The sequence below is a fragment of the Caldicellulosiruptor naganoensis genome, assembly GCF_026914285.1.
Lineage (GTDB): Bacteria > Bacillota > Thermoanaerobacteria > Caldicellulosiruptorales > Caldicellulosiruptoraceae > Caldicellulosiruptor > Caldicellulosiruptor naganoensis.
This window is the reverse complement of the sequence record NZ_CP113864.1, coordinates 1,102,950-1,122,982: the sequence shown is the minus strand read 5'-3', so window position 1 is coordinate 1,122,982 and position 20,033 is coordinate 1,102,950. Positions and strand designations below refer to the sequence as shown.

Genomic DNA, 20,033 nt, shown 5'->3' with positions numbered 1-20,033 from the left:
TCATTCCTCCTTTTCTCTATATTGGGAGTTTACGTTTGTAAGATTATCTAAATATTTTTTAAGCTTCTGTTTTGAAAGCATTATAATCTCATCAAATTTTCTCCCTGTCAAAATCTCCATGGCTTCATCAATTGTTTTTACCGCCCAGATATGAAATCTGCCATTTTTAACATCTTCCACAATATCGTCACATAAAACTAAATTTTTTATATTCTGATATGGAATTATCACACCCTGCTTTCCTGTAAACCCCTTTTTCTTGCAAACATAATAGAATCCCTCTATCTTCTTTGTCACACCACCAACAGGCTGAATCTCCCCTTTTTGATTTACTGAACCTGTTACTGCAATTCCCTGGTAAATTGGAACATCACTCAAAGCAGAAAGAAGAGCACACAACTCAGCAGCTGAGGCTGAATCTCCTTCAATGCCAGAGTACAGCTGTTCAAAACATATGGTTGCATTTAGTGTAAGTGGCATATCTTGAGCAAACATTTCTGCAATATATCCTGAGATTATCATTATTCCCTTGCTGTGGGTTTTGCCAGACATCTGCACCTCTCGCTCAATATTTATTATACCACTTCTGCCGCTGCTGGTGGTAACTGTTATACGCGAAGGTTTACCAAAGACATAATCACCAACATCCAGAATTGCAAGAGCATTTATTTGGGCGGTTTTGTATCCATCCACATCAACAAGAATAGTTCCATCTTCAATCATTTCATTTATTTTCTCTTCATACTTTGAACTTCTATATTCCTTTTCACAAATTGCCTTTATTACATGTTCTTTTTTAACTACATCGCTTTTTTCAAGTTGTGCCCAAGTATTTGCCTCTGCCAATATCTCAACTATATCATTAAAGCGTGTTGAAAGCTTCTCCTGATTTTCAACAAGTCTACATGAATATTCTACTACTTTTTCCACTGCTTCCCTCGAAAACGGTAGAGCATTTTCCTTTTTGCAGAATGAACTTATAAATTGAATCATCTTATATACATTTTGTTGATTATATTCCATTTCACTATCAAAGTCAGCTTTAATCTTAAACAGCTTCCTGAAATCTTCATCGTAAGTATATAAAATGTTGTAAATATATTCACTTCCAATTAAAACTACTTTTAAGTCAACAGGTATTGGTTCAGGTTTTAAAGTGGATGTAATAAAAAGCCCATAAATATCTTTTAGATTTTCAATGACTATCTCACCCGTTTTTAGAACTCTTTTCAATGCTTCCCACGCTTGAGGATAGCTTAAAATGTCTTTCGCCTGAAGTATCAGATACCCACCATTTGCCCTATGGATTGCACCAGCTTTTATCTTGGTAAAATCAGTAACCAGAACATTCCCCATTTCATTTTCATATTCAATTTTGCCTATGAGATTGTAGTAAGTTGGATTTACCTCATACACGACTGGTGCTCCATCTAAGTCTGAGTTGTCTACAATTACGTTTACCTTGTATTTGTCTATGTTAGAAGTCTTTTTATACGGAAGAAACTGAAACGGCAAGTTTTGTTCATCATCGTCTTTGTCCAAAAAATCATCAAGATTCTCCACTATATCATTTGTAACACTATTAATAAAGTCAAGTACCTTTTGATTTTCTTTATACTTGTTTCTGATTTCATAAACATAATGGCTTATTGTGAACACTGCCACTTTTTTCTGAAGCTCTTTTATCCTCTCTTTTAACTCTTTTTCAAGAAGTTTTATCTTCTTTAAGACTTCTTGTGTTTCAAGTTGAAGTTTTTTAATCTTTTTTTCTATCTCATCTCTTATTGACTTTTCAAGTTCAGGATACTCAGCCTCTGAAATAGCTCTTCCATCCACAATTGGAATGAAATACACACCACTTGGTGTATACTTTATCTCAAATCCATATCTCCTTGCTTCTTCAGCTAAGTTATCTAAAAGTTGAGTTCTTTTTTCTTGATATTCATTATAGACATTATTTTTGTCATTTTCATACTCTTCACTTGCAAACACCTTTTTTAGGTCGTTAATAACTGCCTCTATAAAATCTGACATGTCTTTTTTAAACACTCTTCCCATTCCTTTGGGGAGGCTAATTGCAATTGGTGAGTCAGGATTAGAAAAGTTATATACATATACCCAGTCATTTGGTGCAGGTTTTTGTCTTGCAATTTCTCTAAGATAGCTTTCTGCGAAACTTGTCTTTCCAGTACCAGTCGGACCACACATATAGATGTTATATCCTTTTGTACTAATCTTTAGACCAAACTCAAAGGCTTTTCTCGCTCTTTCTTGGCCAATTATCGTTCTAAGTGGTTCTATTTCCTCAGTGGTATTGAAATTAAATTCAGACAAGTCTACATACCTTTTTAATTTTTCGGGCGTAACTTTCATTAATACCTCACTCCAGTATTTAATTCATCTTTAAGAATTTTATACCCATATTTTCTATAAATATTCCATAAAAAAATTGGTATTGAGCCTAAGCAGCAAAAATTGTAAAATAAATGTTATCATATTTTTATCTTGTGTCAAAAATTTATAAAGAAAAGTAAAAACTTTCAAAGGAGTTGAAAATACAATGGCTGATGAAAAGATATACATGATTCCTGTAAATGATGCATTCTCGGTTGATTGTGAATGTGCATTTTGTTATCTCGAAAACAACTTTGAAAAACAGTGTTTAGAAATTGTGCTCGGTGAGAGTGTAATGGAAGTCGACTCTCGTGTGGAAACAAACAAAAAAGGTTTTTGCTCAAGACACTTTCATATGTTACTTGAGCAAAAAAATAAACTTCCTTATGGTCTCATGTTAGAAACCCACCTTTACGAAATAAAAACCAATTTTGAAAAGATTCTTTCTTCGCATTTTATATCTTCAAATTCTCAAAAAAAAGAAGGGTTTCTAAAACGAATATTGAACAATAAGACATCTAAAGAAAATCTTCTAAAGGACCTGCTTAAGTTTTTCGAAAATACGAACTCTCAGTGCGTTATCTGTGAAAGAATTAATGCAAGAATGAAAAATTATTTTGACGTATTCTTTTTTATGTGGAAAACAAAAAAGGATTTTCAACAGAAAGTTCTCAGTTCAAAAGGGTTTTGTCTTTACCACTTATGCGACTTACTTAAGTTTTCTCAAAACCACCTACACTCAAGAGATCTTGATCACTTTGTTGAAAAGATTTGTAAGATTGAACTTGACGCAATCTCGCGCCTTTACCAAAACATTTGTGAATTTAACAAACAGTTTGATTACAGAAATGCAAATAATGTAATTCCTCATGAAGTTAGAAATTCTCTCATAAACGCAATTGAAAAATTGGGAAAGTATAAATGAAAATTTCTTCAGTTAAACCTGTACACCCTTTGCAACAAGATGAATGTATTCCACATTTATGGATGTATAATATTCTATTTCCTCTTTTATTTTTTCTTGAATCTTTTCAAGTTCTGATTTAATATTACAACCAAATTTCAATATAACTTCTACTTTTATATACAAAAGATTGTTCTTCATAGCAAAATCTATTGATAAGACTTTTGCTATATTTGGATTTTTCTTTAAAACATTTTTTATATAGGCAATTAATACATTCTCTGAAATTGTGTATTCACCAAAGTAACTAAATGTAGGTCTTACGATTGTTTTTTCAGCAATAATGTAGTCGTTGAGATTTATCCTTTTAAAAAGTCTCAAAGGATATATCAACAGCCCTGAAAAATCTTTTTTTATCTCGAATGTAGGTACTGGCACCACATGCTTTCCCTCTTTGTTCCTTGTTGTCATTGCTTTTTTAATTTCTATCTCACTTGAAACCTCATGAATATCAATAAATTTTTCTATTTTCCCAAGTTCTAAACGCTGGGCAATCTTTTGTGCCATCTGTTTTGAAGTAGCCAAAATTAGTATACTTTTGATTGAAAGACTCTTTATAGCTTCCTTTACCTCATTTGCATGCTCCTCTTCCATAAAAAGAGCTCTCCTTATAGAGGCTAAATATGTAGGTTCTTTTTTGGCTGATTTCCCTGCTATAAGCTTTGAATTGTACACCAAAATGCCATCATCGATAATCGCTTCTGCACCAATCATTTTAGCAACAATCAAGGCTTTGTAACTCTTCCCTGACCCACTTGGCCCAACCAGTGCATATACCTTCACTATCAAATTACCTCTTCTTCAAAATTTCTTAAAAGTTATTTTACTATTTTAAAAGTTGTTCAGCAATTGCCTTTGCAAAAATCATATCTTCTTGTGTAGTAATCTTAAAATTCAAGCCGGTACTCTCGACTATCTTAGGCTTTACCCCAATTGCCTCCACATATTGCAAATCATCAGTAAAACAAACATCTTTAAATTTTTCATATGCTGCGTAAATCAAATCAAACTTGAAAACCTGCGGAGTCTGGACTAAGTAAACATTCTCCCTTGGAATAGTATTTTGAATATATCCATCAGTAACATACTTTACAGTATCTTTTGCTGACACAGCTGGTGCAACTGCAAGACTATCTTTTACTTCTAAAACCAACTTTTCTATTAGTTGCAAGTTAATGAAAGGTCGGGCAGCATCGTGTATAGCCACAAAGTCACACATACCTTTTATAAGATCAAGACCTTTTTTCACCGTCTTTGCTCTTTCATCTTCTCCATAATTCCAAAAAAGAATCTTTTTGTACTTTTCTTTAAGTAGATTCCCAATTTCTTTATAACCGTCTGGAATTAAAATTACAACACCGTCTATAAAAGGTGAGGCTTCAAAAACAGAAAGTGAATATTCAATTATCATCTTATCTTTTAAAAATAAAAATTGTTTGGGGGTCTTGCCCCCAAACCTCTTGCCACTACCTGCAGCACATACAATAGCAAATGTAGTCATTTTAAGTCCCCCATTATTCCACCGAATCAGGATAGTACATTCTCCACGAAGTCCAGCCACCACTCATATTCAAACAGTCAAATCCATTTGCCTTCAAAATCAAACATGAATGGTATGACCTAAAACCAACTCCACAGTAAGCAATTATCTTTTTGTCTTTCGGAAGCTCATTTATCCTTCCTCTTAGCTCATCAACTGGAATATTCACTGCACCTTTAATGTGCCCAAATTCATACTCTTCTGGAGTTCTGATATCAAGTATAAAATATTCTTTGTTATCAAGAAGGTCATATACTTTATCAGGTAAGACATTCTTAACCTCGCCTCTTACGATATTTGCAGCTGTCATACCTGCCATTATAACAGGGTCTTTTGCTGAAGAGAAAGGCGGTGCATATACAAGGTCAAGATTTTCTAAATCAAATACTGTAAGCCCTGCATATATAGCAGTTGCAATTACATCTGCGCGCTTGTCCACTCCATCTTTCCCAACAATCTCTGCACCGTAAATTCTGCCAGTTTTGTTATCAAACATAAGCTTTATAGTTAGCTGTTTGCCACCTGGATAGTACCCTGCATGGTGAAGAGGATGAACAATTGTCACATTGTAGTCAAGCCCAAGTGATTTACATTCATTTTCGCTGAGCCCTACTTTCGCCAAAGCCCAATCAAACACCTTGATAATAGAGCTACCTACAACACCCTTGAATTCCAAATTACCACCTGCTGCATTACACCCCGCAACTCTTCCTTGCTTGTTAGCAGGACCTGCAAGTGGTATCCATACATTTTTGCCTGTTATAATGCTTTTGACTTCAACTGCATCTCCTGCTGCATATATGTCAGGATCAGATGTTTGCATTTTGCTGTTAACAACAATACCCCTGTTTACTTCAAGCCCTGCCTCTTTTGCAAGTTCCACATTTGGAATTACACCAGCTGTTTGAAATACTGCATCGCATTCAATCTCTTCACCATTTGAAAGTACCAATTTCTTTGCAATACCATTTTCAATTTTAACATCAATTACAGAAACCCCAGTTTTAACTTCAATTCCCTTGGTCTTCAGTGTATCCAAAATTAGGTTTGTCATCTCTTTGTCAAACTGTGGCAAGATTGAGTCTTTTAACTCTACAATTGTACATTCAAGCCCTATCTCACATAACTGTTCAGTAAGTTCCATACCAATATATCCTGCTCCAATTACAACAGCCTTCTTGACATGCTTGTTTGCGAGATCTTCTTTAATTCTATCTACATCATAGAGCGTAAAGCAGGTATAAGAGTTTTCACAATCCTTTAAAAACGGCAAAACAAAAGGCCTTGCACCAGTTGCTATAATCAGTTTGTCATAGTTTTCTTCATAAGTTGTATTATTTTTTTTATCTAAAACTGTAACTGTTTTTCTGTCTCGGTTAATTTTTATTACTTGAGACAACAATCTCACATCAATATTATATCGCTTTCTGAAGAGTTCTTCTCTTACCACCAGTAGACTTTCTCTTTTTGGAATTGTTCCTCCAACATAATAAGGAAGTCCACAGTTTGCAAAAGACACATATTCTCCTTGTTCAAAGAGAATAATCTCAGCATTTTCATTAGTTCGGCGCGCCTTTGTAGCAGCAGATGCTCCAGCTGCAACGCCTCCAATTATCACAATCTTCATTCTTTTCAAATCTCCTTTCTCATAGTATTTTTTATTTCTTTGATTTCGAATATGACATTTTTTTATCAAATAACCTTCTTATATTATTTTATCACTTTAGATATTTTTTGCAAATATAGAATGAAGCAGAAAAGGAAATAATGAACAAATTATGATAATCATCCACTCCAGAAATCCCAAGCAACTTACTTCAAATACTATACCCAGCTGTGGTATGTAAATTACCAGTAAAAATAATACAAATGATACAGTTACACTAAATAGTAGATATAAACTTCCATGCAGCAAGTTGAAAATGTTTCTTTTTGGGGTTGAACATTCAAATGAATAAATAAGTTGTGATAAAACAAGAGTTGCAAATGCTACTGTTCTTGCTGTTTTTATATCATATCCTTTCATAATAGGAAGGTAAAATGAAAGGCTTGCAAAAAAGCCAATTGCGAAACCTCTTAAAATTATCTCTTTTGACAGTCCCCCTGCAAAAATGCTCTCATCTCTTGGTCTTGGCTTTTGTCTCATAAAAGTATCATCACCTTTTGACATTGAAAGAGCTGCTGCGGGAAGACCATCTGTTACAAGATTTACCCATAAAATCTGCGTTGGCAAAAGTGTAATTGGTAGATTAAAAATGGAGGTAAAAAGCATTATCAGAACCTCTCCAATGTTGCAAGCAAGGAGGTATTTTTATAAATTTTCTAATATTGCTGTAAATAAGTCTCCCTTCCTCAATTGCATGAACAATAGTAGTGTAATTATCATCGAGCAAAATCATTGAAGCAGCCTCTCTGGTAACATCACTTCCGCTAAGTCCCATTGCAATTCCTATATCAGCTTCCTTTACTGCCGGGGCATCATTTACTCCATCACCTGTCATTGCAACAATGTTCCCTTTTTTCTTGAGAAGTCTCACAATCTTTAATTTGTGCAAAGGATCAACTCTCGCAAATACCGTAATCTTGTCAATCTTCTTTTCTAATATCTTTTCGTCTTTCTCAAGTTCTTCACCATCTACCACTTCGTCAAATGAAGAAACAATGCTCAAATCTTTTGCAATTGAAAATGCTGTCAGTTTGTGGTCGCCTGTTATCATAATAGTCTTGACTCCTGCTTTTTTTGCCTTTTCAATTGCCAATTTAACTCCTTTTTTCGGAGGGTCTATCATCCCCACAAGTCCTAATAATATCATGTTGTCAACAGTACTCGATTCAAATTTCATACACAAAAGTAAAACCCTCATAGAGGACATACACAACAACTCGTTCTTTTTTGTAATAACTCTCTTTTCATTATAACCAAGCTGCCTTATAGTGCCATCCTCGCACATATAGAACCTGCGCTTTTCAATTAGTTTTTCAAACGCACCTTTTACAAAAAGAATTTTAGCATTTTCGTATTTCACAAAAACTCCCATATACTTTCTTTGAGAATCAAATGGAATTTCTAATCTTCTTTCACCTTTGTTTAATGTTTCGCGATATTTTTTGGCAAGAACTAAAAGAGCTATTTCAGTTGGATCGCCTGAAACTTTATATTGTTTGTCTTTATAGTTACTAAATTCAGCATTATTACAGTTGATTGCACACATAACCAAATAATCAAGTACTTGATTTTTCACAATTCGCCCATTTAACAATATTCTTCCTTTTAAATCATACCCCGTTCCTTCGACTTCAATACTCATGTCAATGGTTTCTATTCTTTTAACAGTTATCTTATTTTCAGTCAGAGTTCCTGTCTTGTCTGAACAGATAATGTTTACACAACCCAATGTTTCAACCGCTGAAAGCTTTCTTATAAGCGCATTTTTCCTTGCCATTCTTTGAACTCCTACTGCCAAGGTTATTGTCACCACAGCAGGAAGACCCTCAGGAATTGCTGCAACTGCTAAAGAAATTCCTACCATGAACATATCATAGATGTTTTGCTTTCTTAAAATTCCTAATACGACGATAACAGCACATATGCTAAGACAAACTAAGGCAAGTTGTTTGCCAAGCTGGCTAAGCTTTTTTTGAAGAGGTGTTTTATACTCTTCAATCTCAGCCTGGGCTTTGGCAATTTTACCCATTTTCGTTTCAAGCCCAATTGATGTTCCTTTCATTATACCTTTTCCTTTTATAACATAAGTACCCATATACAGCCTATTTTCATTTTTTTCATCCTTTTCAACTGGCAGCGATTCACCAGTTAAAATTGATTCATTCACTGCTAAGGAAAAAGATCTTAATAAAATACCATCTGCCGGAATTTTGTCACCTTCTTCAATAATAACTATGTCATTTACTGTTACGAATTTGGTTTCTATTTCCTCTATATTACCATCTCTTACTACTTTTGCTTTATATGAGATGTAGTTTTTTAGTGATTCTATAGCCTTTTCGGCTCTAAACTCTTGCACAAACCCTAATATCCCATTTAGGATTATCAAAGAAAAGATGACGCCAGCATTCAAAAACTCACCAAGCAAAAATGACATTGCTGTAGAAAGTGCTAATATTACGACCAAAATGCCTTTAAACTGGTCCAAAAAAATCGAAAACGTACTTTTCCTCTTTTCGACTTTTATTTCATTTAGTCCAAATCTTTCAATATTCTTTTTTGCTTTTTCAGACAAAAGCCCTCTTTCATGAAATTCAAGAAGTTTAGTTATCATCTATAAAATTTTAATTCCTGTCAAGTATCTATAAACAATATTATTAAAAGACTCAAACTTTTATGATGAGCAAAGAGTATCTTAAAAAATTGAGCTAAATATTAAAACTCTTATATTTATTTTTAGATGTCGCAAGGTTACAATAGTATTGAAATTTCATAAAGCAAAAATTATAAAAACAAATATTGGTAGATGTTCTTCAGGTGGACAATCTAAAAAAATTTTGATAAAACGATACGACCAGATTTATTAAGATACGCGAAAAGTATTCAAAGCTAAACACAGCCACACAAGAGAACATAACTGGCATAAGGATAGTAAAGGCACTTTCACAAGAAGATTTTGAAATTGAAAAATTTTCATCAGCAAACCAAGACTAAAAGGAACAAAACATTCTTGTGGGACTTATCTGGGGAAGGTTCTTTCCTATGATTGAAGTTGTAACCTCTTTGCTTGTTTTGACTATTTTTGCATTGGGTGGTTTTATGGTGATAAACAAATCAATCACAATTGGTACTCTTATGACTTTTCAAGGGTATTTGTTGGGCAATTGTATGGCCTCTTATGTCATTGGGATGGATTATTTAGCATGGTAGAAAGAGCAAATGCCTTATGTAAAAGAGTTTTTGGACTTTTGCACACACCAATCAAAATCAAAGGAAAGCCTACCTCATATGAAGTCAAAGGGGGCCGGGTCAAGTTTGAAAACGTATATTTTAAACACTTTGGAAATCTCGTTTTAGAAGATATCAACTTTGAGATAAAACCTAAAATGAAAGTAGCTATCATGGGCCCAACTGGTTCAGGAAAATCATCACTTGTAAATCTTATACCTCGTTTTTATGACGTCTCAAAAGGAAGAGTTTTAGTAGAATGGATGAGGTAATAAAAGCTGCAAAGACCGTAAATGCCCATGAGTTTATAATGAAAATGGAAAATGGCTATGACACAGGAGTAAATGAAAGAGGAAGCAGACTTTCTATTGGCCAAAGACAGCTCATTGCCTTCGCGAAAGCTCTTTTAGCTGACCCAAAAATTCTGATATTAGATGAAGCAACATCTGCTGGGGATACTCAAACCGAGGTTCTCATTCAAGAAGCTATTGAAAGAATTACAAAAAACAGAACCTCAATAATTATTGCCCACAGGCTTTCAACAATTAGAAATGCTGATAGGATATTTGTAATTCACAATGGACAAATTGTGGAAGAGGGAAACCGTCAGGAACTCCTTGAAAAAAGGCTTTTATTATAATCTTTATACATCGCAGTTTAAGTACTTTGAAAAATGAAAAAGCCAAGATAAGTAAAAAGAGGCTGTTCTCAAAAAAATGAGTTTCAGCCTCTTTTTTGTCTTTTGTTTAAATTTTCTTGGCTTAAATCTTTAAGCCTGTCTTATGCTTGATATTTGTTGATTGAGAGCAAAAGTTCATCTTGCCACTTTTTATACAACGGAATCATATCATCTTTGTACTTTTTTAAAAGTTTTTCACTGTCAGGTTCTTTGTACAGTTCAAGAAGCTCTTCTAAACTCTTCTGTATTTCATCTTCTAAAGACATTGCACTTCGTACATCAAATTCAGTTTGAATTACTTTCAGGGCATTTGAAATACTCAAAAAAGCCTCAATAATATCGTTTAGAAGATAAAAAGAATCTTCAAACCTGAGCTCTGGAATCTGAACATTCACAATGTGGTCGAAAACCTCTGACATTGTAGATGTGAGCTCATTTACCTTTTGAATAATTTCTAAGTACTTTTCATTCATTTTTTTCTCAACCTTTCTTTTGATAATTTCTAAACTTACAATAAGGCCAATCTCATATGCTTTTATAATACCACAATCTCAGTAAAATTTCACCTCAAAATTGAAAAGGGCAGGAAGAAATCTCCCTGCCCTCTTTAATTACTTGAGCTCAACTTTTGCACCAACTTCTTCTAACTTCTTCTTAATCTGCTCAGCTTCGTCTTTTGAAACATTTTCCTTAATTGGCTTCGGAGCACCATCCACAAGGTCCTTTGCTTCTTTAAGACCAAGACCAGTAATCTCTCTTACAACTTTGATAACTTTAATCTTGTCAGCGCCAGGATCTGCCAAGATAACATTAAACTCTGTCTTCTCCTCAGCTGCTGGAGCTGCTGCCTGAGCACCTGCAACTGGAGCTGCTGCAACAGCAACTGGAGCTGCTGCTGTAACACCAAATTCTTCTTCTAATGCTTTTACCATTTCAGAAAGTTCTAAAACTGTCAGTGTTTTAATCTCTTCAATTAATTTTTGAACCTTTTCGCTTGCCATCTTCAAACAACCTCCCATTTTAAAATTTTTTTATTTATGTTAAGCACTCTGCTTTTTAGCAATAGCATCGAGTGCCAGAACAAGCTTTCGAATAGTACCAGAGAGTACATAAACAAGCCCAGACATAGGAGCATTCAAGCCACCAAGCATCTTTGCAACCAGTTCTTCTTTTGATGGAAGTTTTGAAAGTGCCTCAACCTCTTTTGCAGAAATAATCTTGCCTTCAATAAACCCGCCTCTAATTTCTAACTTTTCAAGGTCTTTTGCACTCTCTTTTAAAACTTTTGCCACTTTTACAGGATCATCATAAGAAAATGCAACAGCAATTGGTCCTTCAAAAAATTGCTCAAGCTCTGACAAATTATTCTCCCTAACTGCAAACGTAAAGAGCGTCTTCTTTACTACTTTGTACTCTATTCCAGCTTCTCTAAACTTTTTTCTCAAAGCAATATCCTGTTCGCTTGTAATTCCATGATTGCACACAATGACACCTGCTTTTGCTTTCGAAAGCTTTTCTTTGTACTCAGCCAGAAGCTGCTCTTTCAATTGCCTTGATTTTGGCAATAAACTCACCTCCTGTATCCATAAATTATTAAAGCCTCTTTAAGTTTACCTTAAAGAGGCTGTAATTATCCTGCCTTCGGCTAACAATAAAGATTAAACACATCTTGTTAGCCGATGGACGTAAAATAATTACAACCTCGGTAGGCAAACTTTAAGCAAAGCACTTTTTCATTAGTGCTTTGCACCTACTGTCTTCGGTTGTAGAATATTCACTTTTTTAGCTATTTTTTTCGAAATTACATTGGTTTTAATGGATTAATCTTTATTCCTGGGCCCATTGTAGTTGCAACAGTAATACTTCTTATAAACTGTCCCTTCGCTGCAGGTGGTCTTGCTTTGATTATCGCATCCATAAGTGTTCTGTAGTTCTCAAGAAGCTTTTCCTTACCAAATGAAACCTTTCCAACTGGGCAATGAATTATACCCGTCTTGTCAATTCTAAACTCTATTCTACCAGCTTTTGCTTCTTTTACAGCCTTTGCAATATCCATTGTTACTGTTCCTGATTTTGGGTTTGGCATAAGACCTTTTGGACCCAATATTTTACCAAGCCTTCCGACTGAAGCCATCATATCAGGTGTTGCGATACATACGTCAAAGTCTGTCCAACCTTCATTTTGAATCTTTGCAACAAGTTCTTCTGCTCCTACATAATCAGCACCAGCTTCTTCGGCTTCTTTTGCCTTGTCACCTTTTGCAAATACAAGTACTCTTACACTTTTACCTGTTCCATTTGGAAGAACAACCGTACCTCTTACTTGCTGGTCTGCATGTCTTGGGTCAACGTTGAGTCTTACATGCACTTCTACTGTTTCGTCAAATTTAGCATAAGATGTTTTTAAAGCTAAATCAATAGCTTCTTCTGGATCATATAACTTCGTTTTGTCAACAAGTTTTGCTGCTTCTTGATATTTTTTGCCTCTGAACATTCCTACTTCAAAACCTCCTTCGTTGTGGTATTTGCGGTTTTAAATAACCTCCCACTTTCTTCTCAAAAGCTGTGCGAGGACAAATTAGTCTTCCACAACAATTCCCATGCTCTTCGCAGTTCCTTCGATAGTTCTCATTGCTGCTTCTAATGATGCAGCTGTCAAGTCTGGCATCTTTTGTTCAGCAATCTTTCTGATTACATCTCTTTTCAAAGTAGCAACCTTTTGCTTGTTTGGTTTTGGTGAACCACTCTCAATTCCCGCAGCTTTTTTCAGTAAAACTGATGTTGGTGGAGTTTTTGTAATGAATGTAAATGACCTATCAGAATATACTGTTATAACAACTGGGATAATAAGCCCAGCATCCTTTGCTGTTCTCTCATTAAACTCTTTGCAAAACTGCATAATATTAACACCATGCTGACCTAATGCTGGTCCAACTGGTGGTGCTGGCGTTGCTTTTCCTGCCGGAATCTGAAGCTTAATTTGTGTTAAAACTTTCTTCGCCATTTTGAATCTGTCACCTCCCACCTTTTTGTCTATGTTAAAACTTTTCTACTTGGTGATAATCAAACTCTACAGGCGTCTCTCTTCCAAATAGATTCAGCATTACCTTTACTTTCTTTTTTTCTTTATTTATCTCAATTACAGGCCCATAAAAATCTGCAAATGGACCAGAGATGACCTTTACATTATCACCGACTTCAATATCAAATACCTCAATCACTTCTTCTTTTATACCCATTGCCTCAATTTCTTCATCGGTAAGAGGAGTGGGTTTAGATTCTGGTCCTACAAACCCAGTTACACCTCTTACACTCCTAATTGTGTACCAGATGTCATTGTCCATTACAGCTTTAATTAAAACATACGAAGGAAATTTCTTTTTTTCTTTTACAATCTTTTTGCCATCTTTAATTTCTGTCACAAGTTCAGTAGGAATCCTGATATCTAATATTTTATCAGAAAGATTTCTATTTTCAATTATCTTTTCTAAATTTGCTTTTACTTTGTTTTCATACCCAGCATAGGTATGAATAACATACCACTTTGCTTCCTTATCACTCATCTTGAAGGGCTAAAAGCCCGCCCTCCTTTTTCTTAATTGATTCTTCTACTGGAATTGCTATCTTACCTTAAGTAATAACTTAAAGATAAGCTGCTCGTACACGACGTCAGCCAGTAAAATAAATACTGTGAAAAATAACGTAAACGCTAAAACAACAATTGTGTGTTTCATAACTTGCTTTCGAGAAGGCCATACTACCTTCTTCATTTCAATTTTTACATCTCTAAAAAACTTTACTGTTTTTGTCCACCATTCTTTAAATGTTACTTTTTTTCTGTTAGAAACGGATTTTACAATTGGTTTTTCTACTTTTTTCTTCTCCACCATCATCCACACATCCTCTTTTTTTAACTACTTGGTTTCTCTATGAATGGTGTGCTTTCGGCAAAACTTGCAGTACTTTCTTAGCTCAAGCCTGTCTGGGTCATTCCTCTTGTTTTTTTCAGTGGTGTAATTTCTGTTTTTGCACTCTGAACATTCCAGATGAATTATCATCCTCGCCCCTTTTGCTGCCATTTTATTCTATTCACCTCCGCTACCCTAAAACCTTTTAAAATGACTGCTTTCTTTGTTTTCAGCTTAGATTTGTATTACCATCTCTTATTCAATTGCAAGCACAAAATTAGCAAAAAAAAATATGCCTTTTTTATTTGACTTTTTAAATCTATCATAAACAATTAAAATTGTCAACAACTAAAATGGAGCCCACGACCGGGATCGAACCGGCGACCTCCACCTTACCAAGGTGACGCTCTGCCTACTGAGCTACGTGGGCATTTATAAAAATAAAGGGGCTTTTTACCCCCTTTATTTTTAACTCCTGGAGCGGGTGATGGGAATCGAACCCACGCTACCAGCTTGGGAAGCTGGTGTTCTACCATTGAACTACACCCGCATCGTAATTATATTTTAATACTATTTTTTGAAGATGTAAAGAGTTTTTTAATCTAACAACCCTTTGCTTTTGAGATATTCATTTAACTCATCAACAAGCTTTTGAGCATCTATCCCATGCAAAGCACAAGCTTCTTCAATGCTCTCACCTTGTGCTGATGGGCATCCTAAACAATGAAGCCCATTGTTCAAAAATATAGGAATAGTTCCTCTGTCAATTTTGAGCACATCAGCAATAATTGTATCAGGAGTTATTCTCGGCATTTTCTTGCCTCCTTCATTTAGATATTGACATAATGATATTTACATCAATTGATATTATACCACAATTTCAATAGGAATTCTATCTTTTTTTCTGAAGATAAAATTTTGCTACCGTTAAATCAGAATCCTTGTCAACATCCTGTCCAATCTCAGGGTATGTAGAGATAATGGCCTTAGCTTTTACTTTGAACACCTTTGAAACTCTCTTTTCCACCCGCTGAATTGAAAGTTTCTTTGTTAAAAAGAGCAAAAGAATAGTTGGCCCTATCAACCTTGCCATCGCGATAGGGTTTTTCCGCTTTTCAACAAGTTTTTCAGCAAGCCTGTAGCACCTGTCGAATACTGATGGATTGATAATTATTGCATTCCCACCTGTAAATGTCCCCTCTTTTACTGTTCCATATGTTCTTTTCATTTGAGGATACTTTTCATCGTTTATACTTTTTTCGACAATAGGGTAGCAAATATCAGCACCTGTTTTTATTGACTCTTCAATAAAATGATCTATGGCTTCAGAAGTTATAAATGGTAAATCCGAAGTTAGAAACAATATTTTTTTATTACTATTTAGATATTCAATTGCTTTTTTTGCATTCTTCATGATTGATGTATCTTCTTCTATAAACTCTACCCTTGGATATTTTGCTTCTAATACTTCTTTAAGTCTTAGAGGCCCTACTACGACTATTCGTGAAACATACTTTGAATTGCACACGGCATCTAAGACATATTCAATCATGAACTTATCATTCAGTTTTATTAATGCTTTACATTCATAAGGGGTCCCTGATTTGCTCTTATCAGAGCCTGCTAATATTACAGCATTTACCATATTCTTCACCTTTTTGTTAAAATTTCAAGCCTTTAATTAGTTCTATCTCTTGATTTTTTATATGCTCTTCTGCCACCTTTTGTGCTTTGTCTGCATCTCCACTTAAGATTGCTTCTACAATTTCTTTGTGTTCATTTAATAGATTTTCACTTTTTCTGTATATCTCCTTTAGATATATAATCCTAAATCTTGTAATCTGTTCTCGCAAATTATTGATGATATGTTGAAGTTTTTCATTTTTTGCACCCACATAGATGATATCATGTAACCTAATATCATCGTTTATCATGCCTTCAATGTTACCCAGCTTAAAATTCTTTTCAAACGATGCCAGCACCTTTTTCAGCTCTTCTTTTTCTGATTTTGTCATCCTCTGAGCGGCAAGGCCTGCTGCTAACTTATCCAAAGCAGCTCTTATCTCCAAAACATCCATAATCTCTTTTTTAGAAATATCCGCAACATAAGCACCCTTACGGGGAAGCATTACAACAAGTCCTTCCAACTCAAGTTTTCTAATTGCTTCTCTGATTGGTGTTCTGGAAACTCCCAGCATCTCTGCAAGTTTTATCTCCATCAGTCTCTCGCCGGGCTTTAACTCACCATTGACAATCATGTCCCTGAGCTTTTCGAATACTATCTCTCTCAGTGGTTTATAGTTTTCTATCAAAAAATAATGCGATTCATTTTTCTCATTCATTTTTCTCACAACTCCTACTTTTGATTACTAAAAATTTAAATATCACATGTGGTAGTCAGGATTATCTCCTTAATAAAAACCTTTAGCCTGTCAACAGCTTTGAGAGCATCGTACTGGTTAGCAAATATCCCAAATACAGCAGGCCCACTTCCTGTCATGACAGTCCCAAGCGCATTGTTATTTCTCATAATGTCTTTAACTCTGTTTATTACAGGATACTGATTCACAGTAACAGTTTCTAAAACATTACACAAATTTTTGGCAATTTCTCGGACATTACCCTCTTCAATTGCTGCAATCATAGCATCTGTATTGGGCCTCTTTTTGATTTTGTTAAGGTCAAGAGCCTCATAAACTGCTTGAGTTGAAACATATACCTCTGGTTTTGCAATCAATATATTCATCTTTGGCACCGACTTTAGTTTTGTAACCTTTTCACCTATCCCCTCACAAAGGGCTGTACCACCAACTAAGCAAAATGGAACGTCTGCACCAATTTCTCTTCCAAGCTTGATTAGCTCATCTTGGCTTAAGTTTAGTTTAAACATTTCATTTAGTCCCCTTAAAACAGCTGCGGCATCAGTACTACCACCTGCTAAACCTGCTGAAATCGGAATATTCTTTTGAATATGTATCTTAACACCTTCTTTTACTCCAAAACGTTCTTTCACAAGAGCCGCAGCAATGTATGCATGGTTTTTGTTGTCAGTTGGAATGTTTTCACTTGAAGTTGTTACAATTATGCTATCTTCTTCTATCTTTTCAATATCGATTATATCATACAAATCTACTGTTTGCATTATCGTTTTGATCTCATGGTAACCATCATCTCTTTTTGAAATGACATCCAGTGTTAAGTTGATTTTTGCGTAAGCCTTTAATACCAATTCATTCCACACCTTTCACAATGATGTATTAACCAATTCAGAGATTGTATATTGTATTCTCCATTTAGTTATTTTATCAAAAAAAATTATAGAAATATTAGGAACATTTTCCTGAAATTCCCTTGAAAGTGTTATCTCTATATACAAGGTATTAACAAAAAAAGACCACTTTATTCATGGTCCTGCATTATCGTGCTCAATTATAATATTACACTATCTGTCCAAAAACTTGCAAGTCCTTTTAATGCGTTCTTTGCTACGAAAATTCCTAAAAAATTAATGGCGGAAGGGGTGGGATTCGAACCCACGGCCCGCGTAAAGCGGGTCACTGGTTTTCAAGACCAGCTCCTTAAACCACTCGGACACCCTTCCGCTTATTTTCAATTCTATTTTTTTCTCAGAGCAAGATTTATTATAAAACATCTTATCATATATGTCAATAACCCAAGGGGAATTAAAAATTTCAAAGTATTAGAAAACCTTAAATCACAAATTTGTTACTTGTTTAATATATTGTAAATGAAATTCTTTTTCAAGCTACGCACAAGGAAAACATCATGTGTGGAATTAGTGGCTGGATATGTTACTGGAAGGACATTTCAAACTGTGATGACATCATAAAAAATATGGCAGATGTACTCTTACACCGTGGCCCTGATGAAGGTGGTTTTTATCTTTCAAAAAATGCTCTTTTAGGTCACAGGCGACTTACCATAATCGATCCTGAAGGTTGGAAACAACCAATGGTAAAAGAGCACAACAATCAGAAGTATATCATAGTTTACAATGGAGAGTTGTACAATACCCCAGAGCTTAAAAAAGAATTACAAACTCAAGGTTATACATTCTCTTCTTACTCTGACACAGAAGTACTTTTAACATCATATATTCACTGGAAAGAAGAGTGTGTAAAACGTTTGAATGGGATATTTGCTTTCGCAGTTTATAACGAAACTACCAAGGAACTTTTTTTAGCTCGTGACCACTTAGGAGTAAAACCTCTGTTTTTCTCTCTAAAAAATGGTAACTTTTTGTTTGCTTCCGAAATCAAGGCACTCTTGAGACATCCTCTTATCTCTCCTGTAGTCGGCAAGGAAGGAGTATATGAACTTATAGGACTTTGTCCTGCAAGGTCACCCTTTTGTGCTATTTTTAAAGATATAATAGAGCTGCCTCCTGCACATTATGTCATATATGATCCAAAAGGTATAACAATAAAAGAATATTGGGAATTAAAGTTTCAAAGTATTGACAAAAATGTTGATTAAATAAAAGAGATGGTTAGAAGTCTTGTAATTGATGCAATTGAAAGACAGCTTGTATCTGACTTTGAAATTTGCTCATTCTTATCTGGTGGACTTGACTCTACAATTATTACAACAGTAGCTGCTAAAGCTTTAAAAAGAGAATGCAAAACGTTAAAGACATTTTCCATTGATTATAAAGAAAATAAACGGTATTACACCTTTAATATGTTTCAGCCCACGCTTGATACAGACTTTGCAAAAATAGCTTCGAAAGAAATTGGAACAGAACACACCATAATTGAAATTGACAACGATTTACTCTCAGAAAGTCTTTATCAAGCCACAGTTGCAAATGATCTTCCAGGAATGGCCGACATTGATTCATCACTTTTGCTATTTACAAAAGAAGTGAGAAAATATGCGAAAGTAGCTCTTTCCGGTGAATGTGGCGATGAGATTTTTGGTGGATACCCATGGTATTGGAACAGCATTTACAAAGATGTAAGTACCTTTCCGTGGTCGCCATCCTTGGATTTTAGGTTAAAACTCCTGTCTCAAAAATATTCAAAAGATGAGCTGAAAGAGTATGTAAATTCTAAATATCAGCAATCAATTTCAAAAATTATTTTACCAGAATCTGATCGGAAGAAGAACTAAGTCACAGGATCCTCTATTATCTAAATGTCAAATAGTTTATGCTCACTCTTTTAAACAGAAAAGACAGAATGAGTATGACAAACTCTCTTGAGGTAAGAGTCCCGTTTGCAGACTATAGACTTGTTGAATTTCTCTACAACATTCCGTGGAAAGTAAAATATCTTGAAAATGCAGAAAAAGGAGTTCTAAGAAGTGCATTTGAAGACTTAATACCTGAAATTGTAAAAAATCGCAAAAAGAGTCCTTATCCAAAAACCTATAATCCAAGATATTTGAAAAATGTAAGTGAAAAAGTCAAAAAGATCATAGAATCTCATTCACCAATTTTTGAAATTATCAATAAAGAGCAGCTCAAAGAAATTTTAGATAATCCTAACTTTACATTTGAAAAACCATGGTTTGGACAGCTCATGACACTTCCACAGTTTTTTGGATACATTGTACAACTCGACTTTTGGGCAAAACACTATAATGTAAATTTCGAATAAAAATAAAATTGTTGTTGTATTTTTATTCATTTT

19 protein-coding genes, 3 tRNA genes, 2 pseudogenes and 1 other annotated feature are annotated in these 20,033 nt (G+C 34.7%); of the genes and pseudogenes, 3 read left to right on the top strand and 21 right to left on the bottom strand.

Annotated features, from left to right (window positions below):
- Window positions 1-2,373 (bottom strand): Lon protease family protein, encoded by a 2,373-nt coding sequence (locus tag OTJ99_RS05345; protein WP_045164951.1) that lies wholly within the window; start codon window positions 2,371-2,373, stop codon window positions 1-3.
- Between the two features lie 187 nt (window positions 2,374-2,560).
- Here OTJ99_RS05345 and OTJ99_RS05340 point away from each other — a divergent pair, with 187 nt between their 5' ends.
- On the top strand, window positions 2,561-3,319 hold the full coding sequence (locus tag OTJ99_RS05340) for a DUF6062 family protein (protein ID WP_045164952.1): 759 nt from the start codon (window positions 2,561-2,563) through the stop codon (window positions 3,317-3,319).
- Between the two features lie 12 nt (window positions 3,320-3,331).
- Here the strand turns inward: OTJ99_RS05340 and OTJ99_RS05335 are convergent, their stop codons facing one another.
- The 5 genes from OTJ99_RS05335 to OTJ99_RS05315 form a co-directional block, all read right to left on the bottom strand.
- Complete coding sequence (locus OTJ99_RS05335) at window positions 3,332-4,141, bottom strand: Asp23/Gls24 family envelope stress response protein (RefSeq protein WP_045164953.1); 810 nt, start codon at window positions 4,139-4,141, stop codon at window positions 3,332-3,334.
- Between the two features lie 43 nt (window positions 4,142-4,184).
- Entirely contained in the window at window positions 4,185-4,859 is a 675-nt protein-coding gene (gene ispD, locus OTJ99_RS05330; protein WP_045164954.1) for a 2-C-methyl-D-erythritol 4-phosphate cytidylyltransferase, read from the bottom strand.
- A gap of 13 nt (window positions 4,860-4,872) precedes the next feature.
- Window positions 4,873-6,525: an FAD-dependent oxidoreductase gene (locus tag OTJ99_RS05325; protein ID WP_045164955.1), complete on the bottom strand. Its 1,653-nt coding sequence runs from the start codon at window positions 6,523-6,525 to the stop codon at window positions 4,873-4,875.
- Between the two features lie 96 nt (window positions 6,526-6,621).
- Window positions 6,622-7,170: a cation transporting ATPase C-terminal domain-containing protein gene (locus OTJ99_RS05320; protein WP_235374607.1), complete on the bottom strand. Its 549-nt coding sequence runs from the start codon at window positions 7,168-7,170 to the stop codon at window positions 6,622-6,624.
- Window positions 7,148-9,178 carry a cation-translocating P-type ATPase gene (locus tag OTJ99_RS05315; RefSeq protein WP_235374608.1) on the bottom strand — a complete coding sequence of 677 codons (2,031 nt, stop codon included), beginning with the start codon at window positions 9,176-9,178 and terminating at the stop codon, window positions 7,148-7,150. Before OTJ99_RS05315 ends, OTJ99_RS05320 begins: the two co-directional genes overlap by 23 nt.
- Before the next feature lie 222 nt (window positions 9,179-9,400).
- Here OTJ99_RS05315 and OTJ99_RS12495 point away from each other — a divergent pair.
- Window positions 9,401-10,469, top strand: a pseudogene (locus OTJ99_RS12495) (ABC transporter ATP-binding protein); the annotation flags it as partial.
- A gap of 103 nt (window positions 10,470-10,572) precedes the next feature.
- Here the strand turns inward: OTJ99_RS12495 and OTJ99_RS05290 are convergent.
- The 15 genes from OTJ99_RS05290 to OTJ99_RS05220 all read right to left on the bottom strand — a co-directional run bounded on the left by OTJ99_RS05290 (window position 10,573) and on the right by OTJ99_RS05220 (window position 17,980).
- A complete protein-coding gene (locus OTJ99_RS05290; protein ID WP_045164956.1) occupies window positions 10,573-10,944 on the bottom strand; it encodes a hypothetical protein in 372 nt (123 codons plus the stop codon).
- 138 nt (window positions 10,945-11,082) lie between these two features.
- Entirely contained in the window at window positions 11,083-11,472 is a 390-nt protein-coding gene (gene rplL / locus OTJ99_RS05285) for a 50S ribosomal protein L7/L12 (RefSeq protein WP_045164957.1), read from the bottom strand.
- Between the two features lie 39 nt (window positions 11,473-11,511).
- Complete coding sequence (gene rplJ, locus OTJ99_RS05280) at window positions 11,512-12,036, bottom strand: 50S ribosomal protein L10 (RefSeq protein WP_045164958.1); 525 nt, start codon at window positions 12,034-12,036, stop codon at window positions 11,512-11,514.
- An 18-nt stretch (window positions 12,037-12,054) separates the two neighbouring features.
- Window positions 12,055-12,252 (bottom strand) — a sequence feature (ribosomal protein L10 leader region).
- 20 nt (window positions 12,253-12,272) lie between these two features.
- Window positions 12,273-12,965, bottom strand: a complete 693-nt coding sequence (gene rplA / locus OTJ99_RS05275; protein ID WP_045164959.1) for a 50S ribosomal protein L1 — start codon at window positions 12,963-12,965, stop codon at window positions 12,273-12,275.
- 84 nt (window positions 12,966-13,049) lie between these two features.
- Entirely contained in the window at window positions 13,050-13,475 is a 426-nt protein-coding gene (gene rplK, locus OTJ99_RS05270; RefSeq protein ID WP_045164960.1) for a 50S ribosomal protein L11, read from the bottom strand.
- Window positions 13,476-13,509: 34 nt separating this feature from the next.
- Window positions 13,510-14,034, bottom strand: coding sequence for a transcription termination/antitermination protein NusG (gene nusG, locus OTJ99_RS05265; RefSeq protein WP_045164961.1), 525 nt, complete (start codon window positions 14,032-14,034; stop codon window positions 13,510-13,512).
- Between the two features lie 57 nt (window positions 14,035-14,091).
- Entirely contained in the window at window positions 14,092-14,364 is a 273-nt protein-coding gene (secE, locus tag OTJ99_RS05260) for a preprotein translocase subunit SecE (RefSeq protein ID WP_235374611.1), read from the bottom strand.
- A gap of 21 nt (window positions 14,365-14,385) precedes the next feature.
- The gene (gene rpmG, locus OTJ99_RS05255) at window positions 14,386-14,550 is read right to left on the bottom strand and encodes a 50S ribosomal protein L33 (protein WP_045164962.1); all 165 of its coding nucleotides are present in this window, start codon (window positions 14,548-14,550) and stop codon (window positions 14,386-14,388) included.
- Window positions 14,551-14,733: 183 nt separating this feature from the next.
- Window positions 14,734-14,809: transfer RNA gene (locus OTJ99_RS05250), tRNA-Thr, on the bottom strand.
- A gap of 46 nt (window positions 14,810-14,855) precedes the next feature.
- A tRNA-Gly gene (locus tag OTJ99_RS05245) sits at window positions 14,856-14,929 on the bottom strand.
- A 47-nt stretch (window positions 14,930-14,976) separates the two neighbouring features.
- Window positions 14,977-15,192 carry a DUF1858 domain-containing protein gene (locus OTJ99_RS05240; RefSeq protein WP_045164963.1) on the bottom strand — a complete coding sequence of 72 codons (216 nt, stop codon included), beginning with the start codon at window positions 15,190-15,192 and terminating at the stop codon, window positions 14,977-14,979.
- 79 nt (window positions 15,193-15,271) lie between these two features.
- Window positions 15,272-16,024, bottom strand: a complete 753-nt coding sequence (locus OTJ99_RS05235) for a nucleotidyltransferase family protein (protein WP_045164964.1) — start codon at window positions 16,022-16,024, stop codon at window positions 15,272-15,274.
- A 16-nt stretch (window positions 16,025-16,040) separates the two neighbouring features.
- A complete protein-coding gene (locus OTJ99_RS05230) occupies window positions 16,041-16,721 on the bottom strand; it encodes a GntR family transcriptional regulator (protein ID WP_045164965.1) in 681 nt (226 codons plus the stop codon).
- A gap of 35 nt (window positions 16,722-16,756) precedes the next feature.
- Window positions 16,757-17,608 carry a 4-(cytidine 5'-diphospho)-2-C-methyl-D-erythritol kinase gene (ispE, locus tag OTJ99_RS05225; RefSeq protein WP_045164966.1) on the bottom strand — a complete coding sequence of 284 codons (852 nt, stop codon included), beginning with the start codon at window positions 17,606-17,608 and terminating at the stop codon, window positions 16,757-16,759.
- Window positions 17,609-17,888: 280 nt separating this feature from the next.
- A tRNA-Ser gene (locus OTJ99_RS05220) sits at window positions 17,889-17,980 on the bottom strand.
- A 185-nt stretch (window positions 17,981-18,165) separates the two neighbouring features.
- Here OTJ99_RS05220 and asnB point away from each other — a divergent pair.
- Window positions 18,166-20,000, top strand: a pseudogene (gene asnB, locus OTJ99_RS13025) (asparagine synthase (glutamine-hydrolyzing)).
- Window positions 20,001-20,033: the final 33 nt, after the last annotated feature.

Coding starts and splice junctions, on each gene's coding strand:
- rplL (WP_045164957.1), bottom strand. CDS start 11,472: ATGGCAAGCGAAAAGGTTCAAAAATTAATTGAAGAGATTAAAACACTG.
- ispD (WP_045164954.1), bottom strand. CDS start 4,859: ATGACTACATTTGCTATTGTATGTGCTGCAGGTAGTGGCAAGAGGTTT.
- OTJ99_RS05230 (WP_045164965.1), bottom strand. CDS start 16,721: ATGAATGAGAAAAATGAATCGCATTATTTTTTGATAGAAAACTATAAA.
- rplA (WP_045164959.1), bottom strand. CDS start 12,965: ATGTTCAGAGGCAAAAAATATCAAGAAGCAGCAAAACTTGTTGACAAA.
- OTJ99_RS05240 (WP_045164963.1), bottom strand. CDS start 15,192: ATGCCGAGAATAACTCCTGATACAATTATTGCTGATGTGCTCAAAATT.
- OTJ99_RS05235 (WP_045164964.1), bottom strand. CDS start 16,024: ATGGTAAATGCTGTAATATTAGCAGGCTCTGATAAGAGCAAATCAGGG.
- rpmG (WP_045164962.1), bottom strand. CDS start 14,550: ATGGCAGCAAAAGGGGCGAGGATGATAATTCATCTGGAATGTTCAGAG.
- OTJ99_RS05320 (WP_235374607.1), bottom strand. CDS start 7,170: ATGCTTTTTACCTCCATTTTTAATCTACCAATTACACTTTTGCCAACG.
- rplK (WP_045164960.1), bottom strand. CDS start 13,475: ATGGCGAAGAAAGTTTTAACACAAATTAAGCTTCAGATTCCGGCAGGA.
- OTJ99_RS05325 (WP_045164955.1), bottom strand. CDS start 6,525: ATGAAGATTGTGATAATTGGAGGCGTTGCAGCTGGAGCATCTGCTGCT.
- OTJ99_RS05315 (WP_235374608.1), bottom strand. CDS start 9,178: ATGATAACTAAACTTCTTGAATTTCATGAAAGAGGGCTTTTGTCTGAA.
- OTJ99_RS05290 (WP_045164956.1), bottom strand. CDS start 10,944: ATGAATGAAAAGTACTTAGAAATTATTCAAAAGGTAAATGAGCTCACA.
- secE (WP_235374611.1), bottom strand. CDS start 14,364: ATGATGGTGGAGAAGAAAAAAGTAGAAAAACCAATTGTAAAATCCGTT.
- nusG (WP_045164961.1), bottom strand. CDS start 14,034: ATGAGTGATAAGGAAGCAAAGTGGTATGTTATTCATACCTATGCTGGG.
- OTJ99_RS05345 (WP_045164951.1), bottom strand. CDS start 2,373: ATGAAAGTTACGCCCGAAAAATTAAAAAGGTATGTAGACTTGTCTGAA.
- OTJ99_RS05340 (WP_045164952.1), top strand. CDS start 2,561: ATGGCTGATGAAAAGATATACATGATTCCTGTAAATGATGCATTCTCG.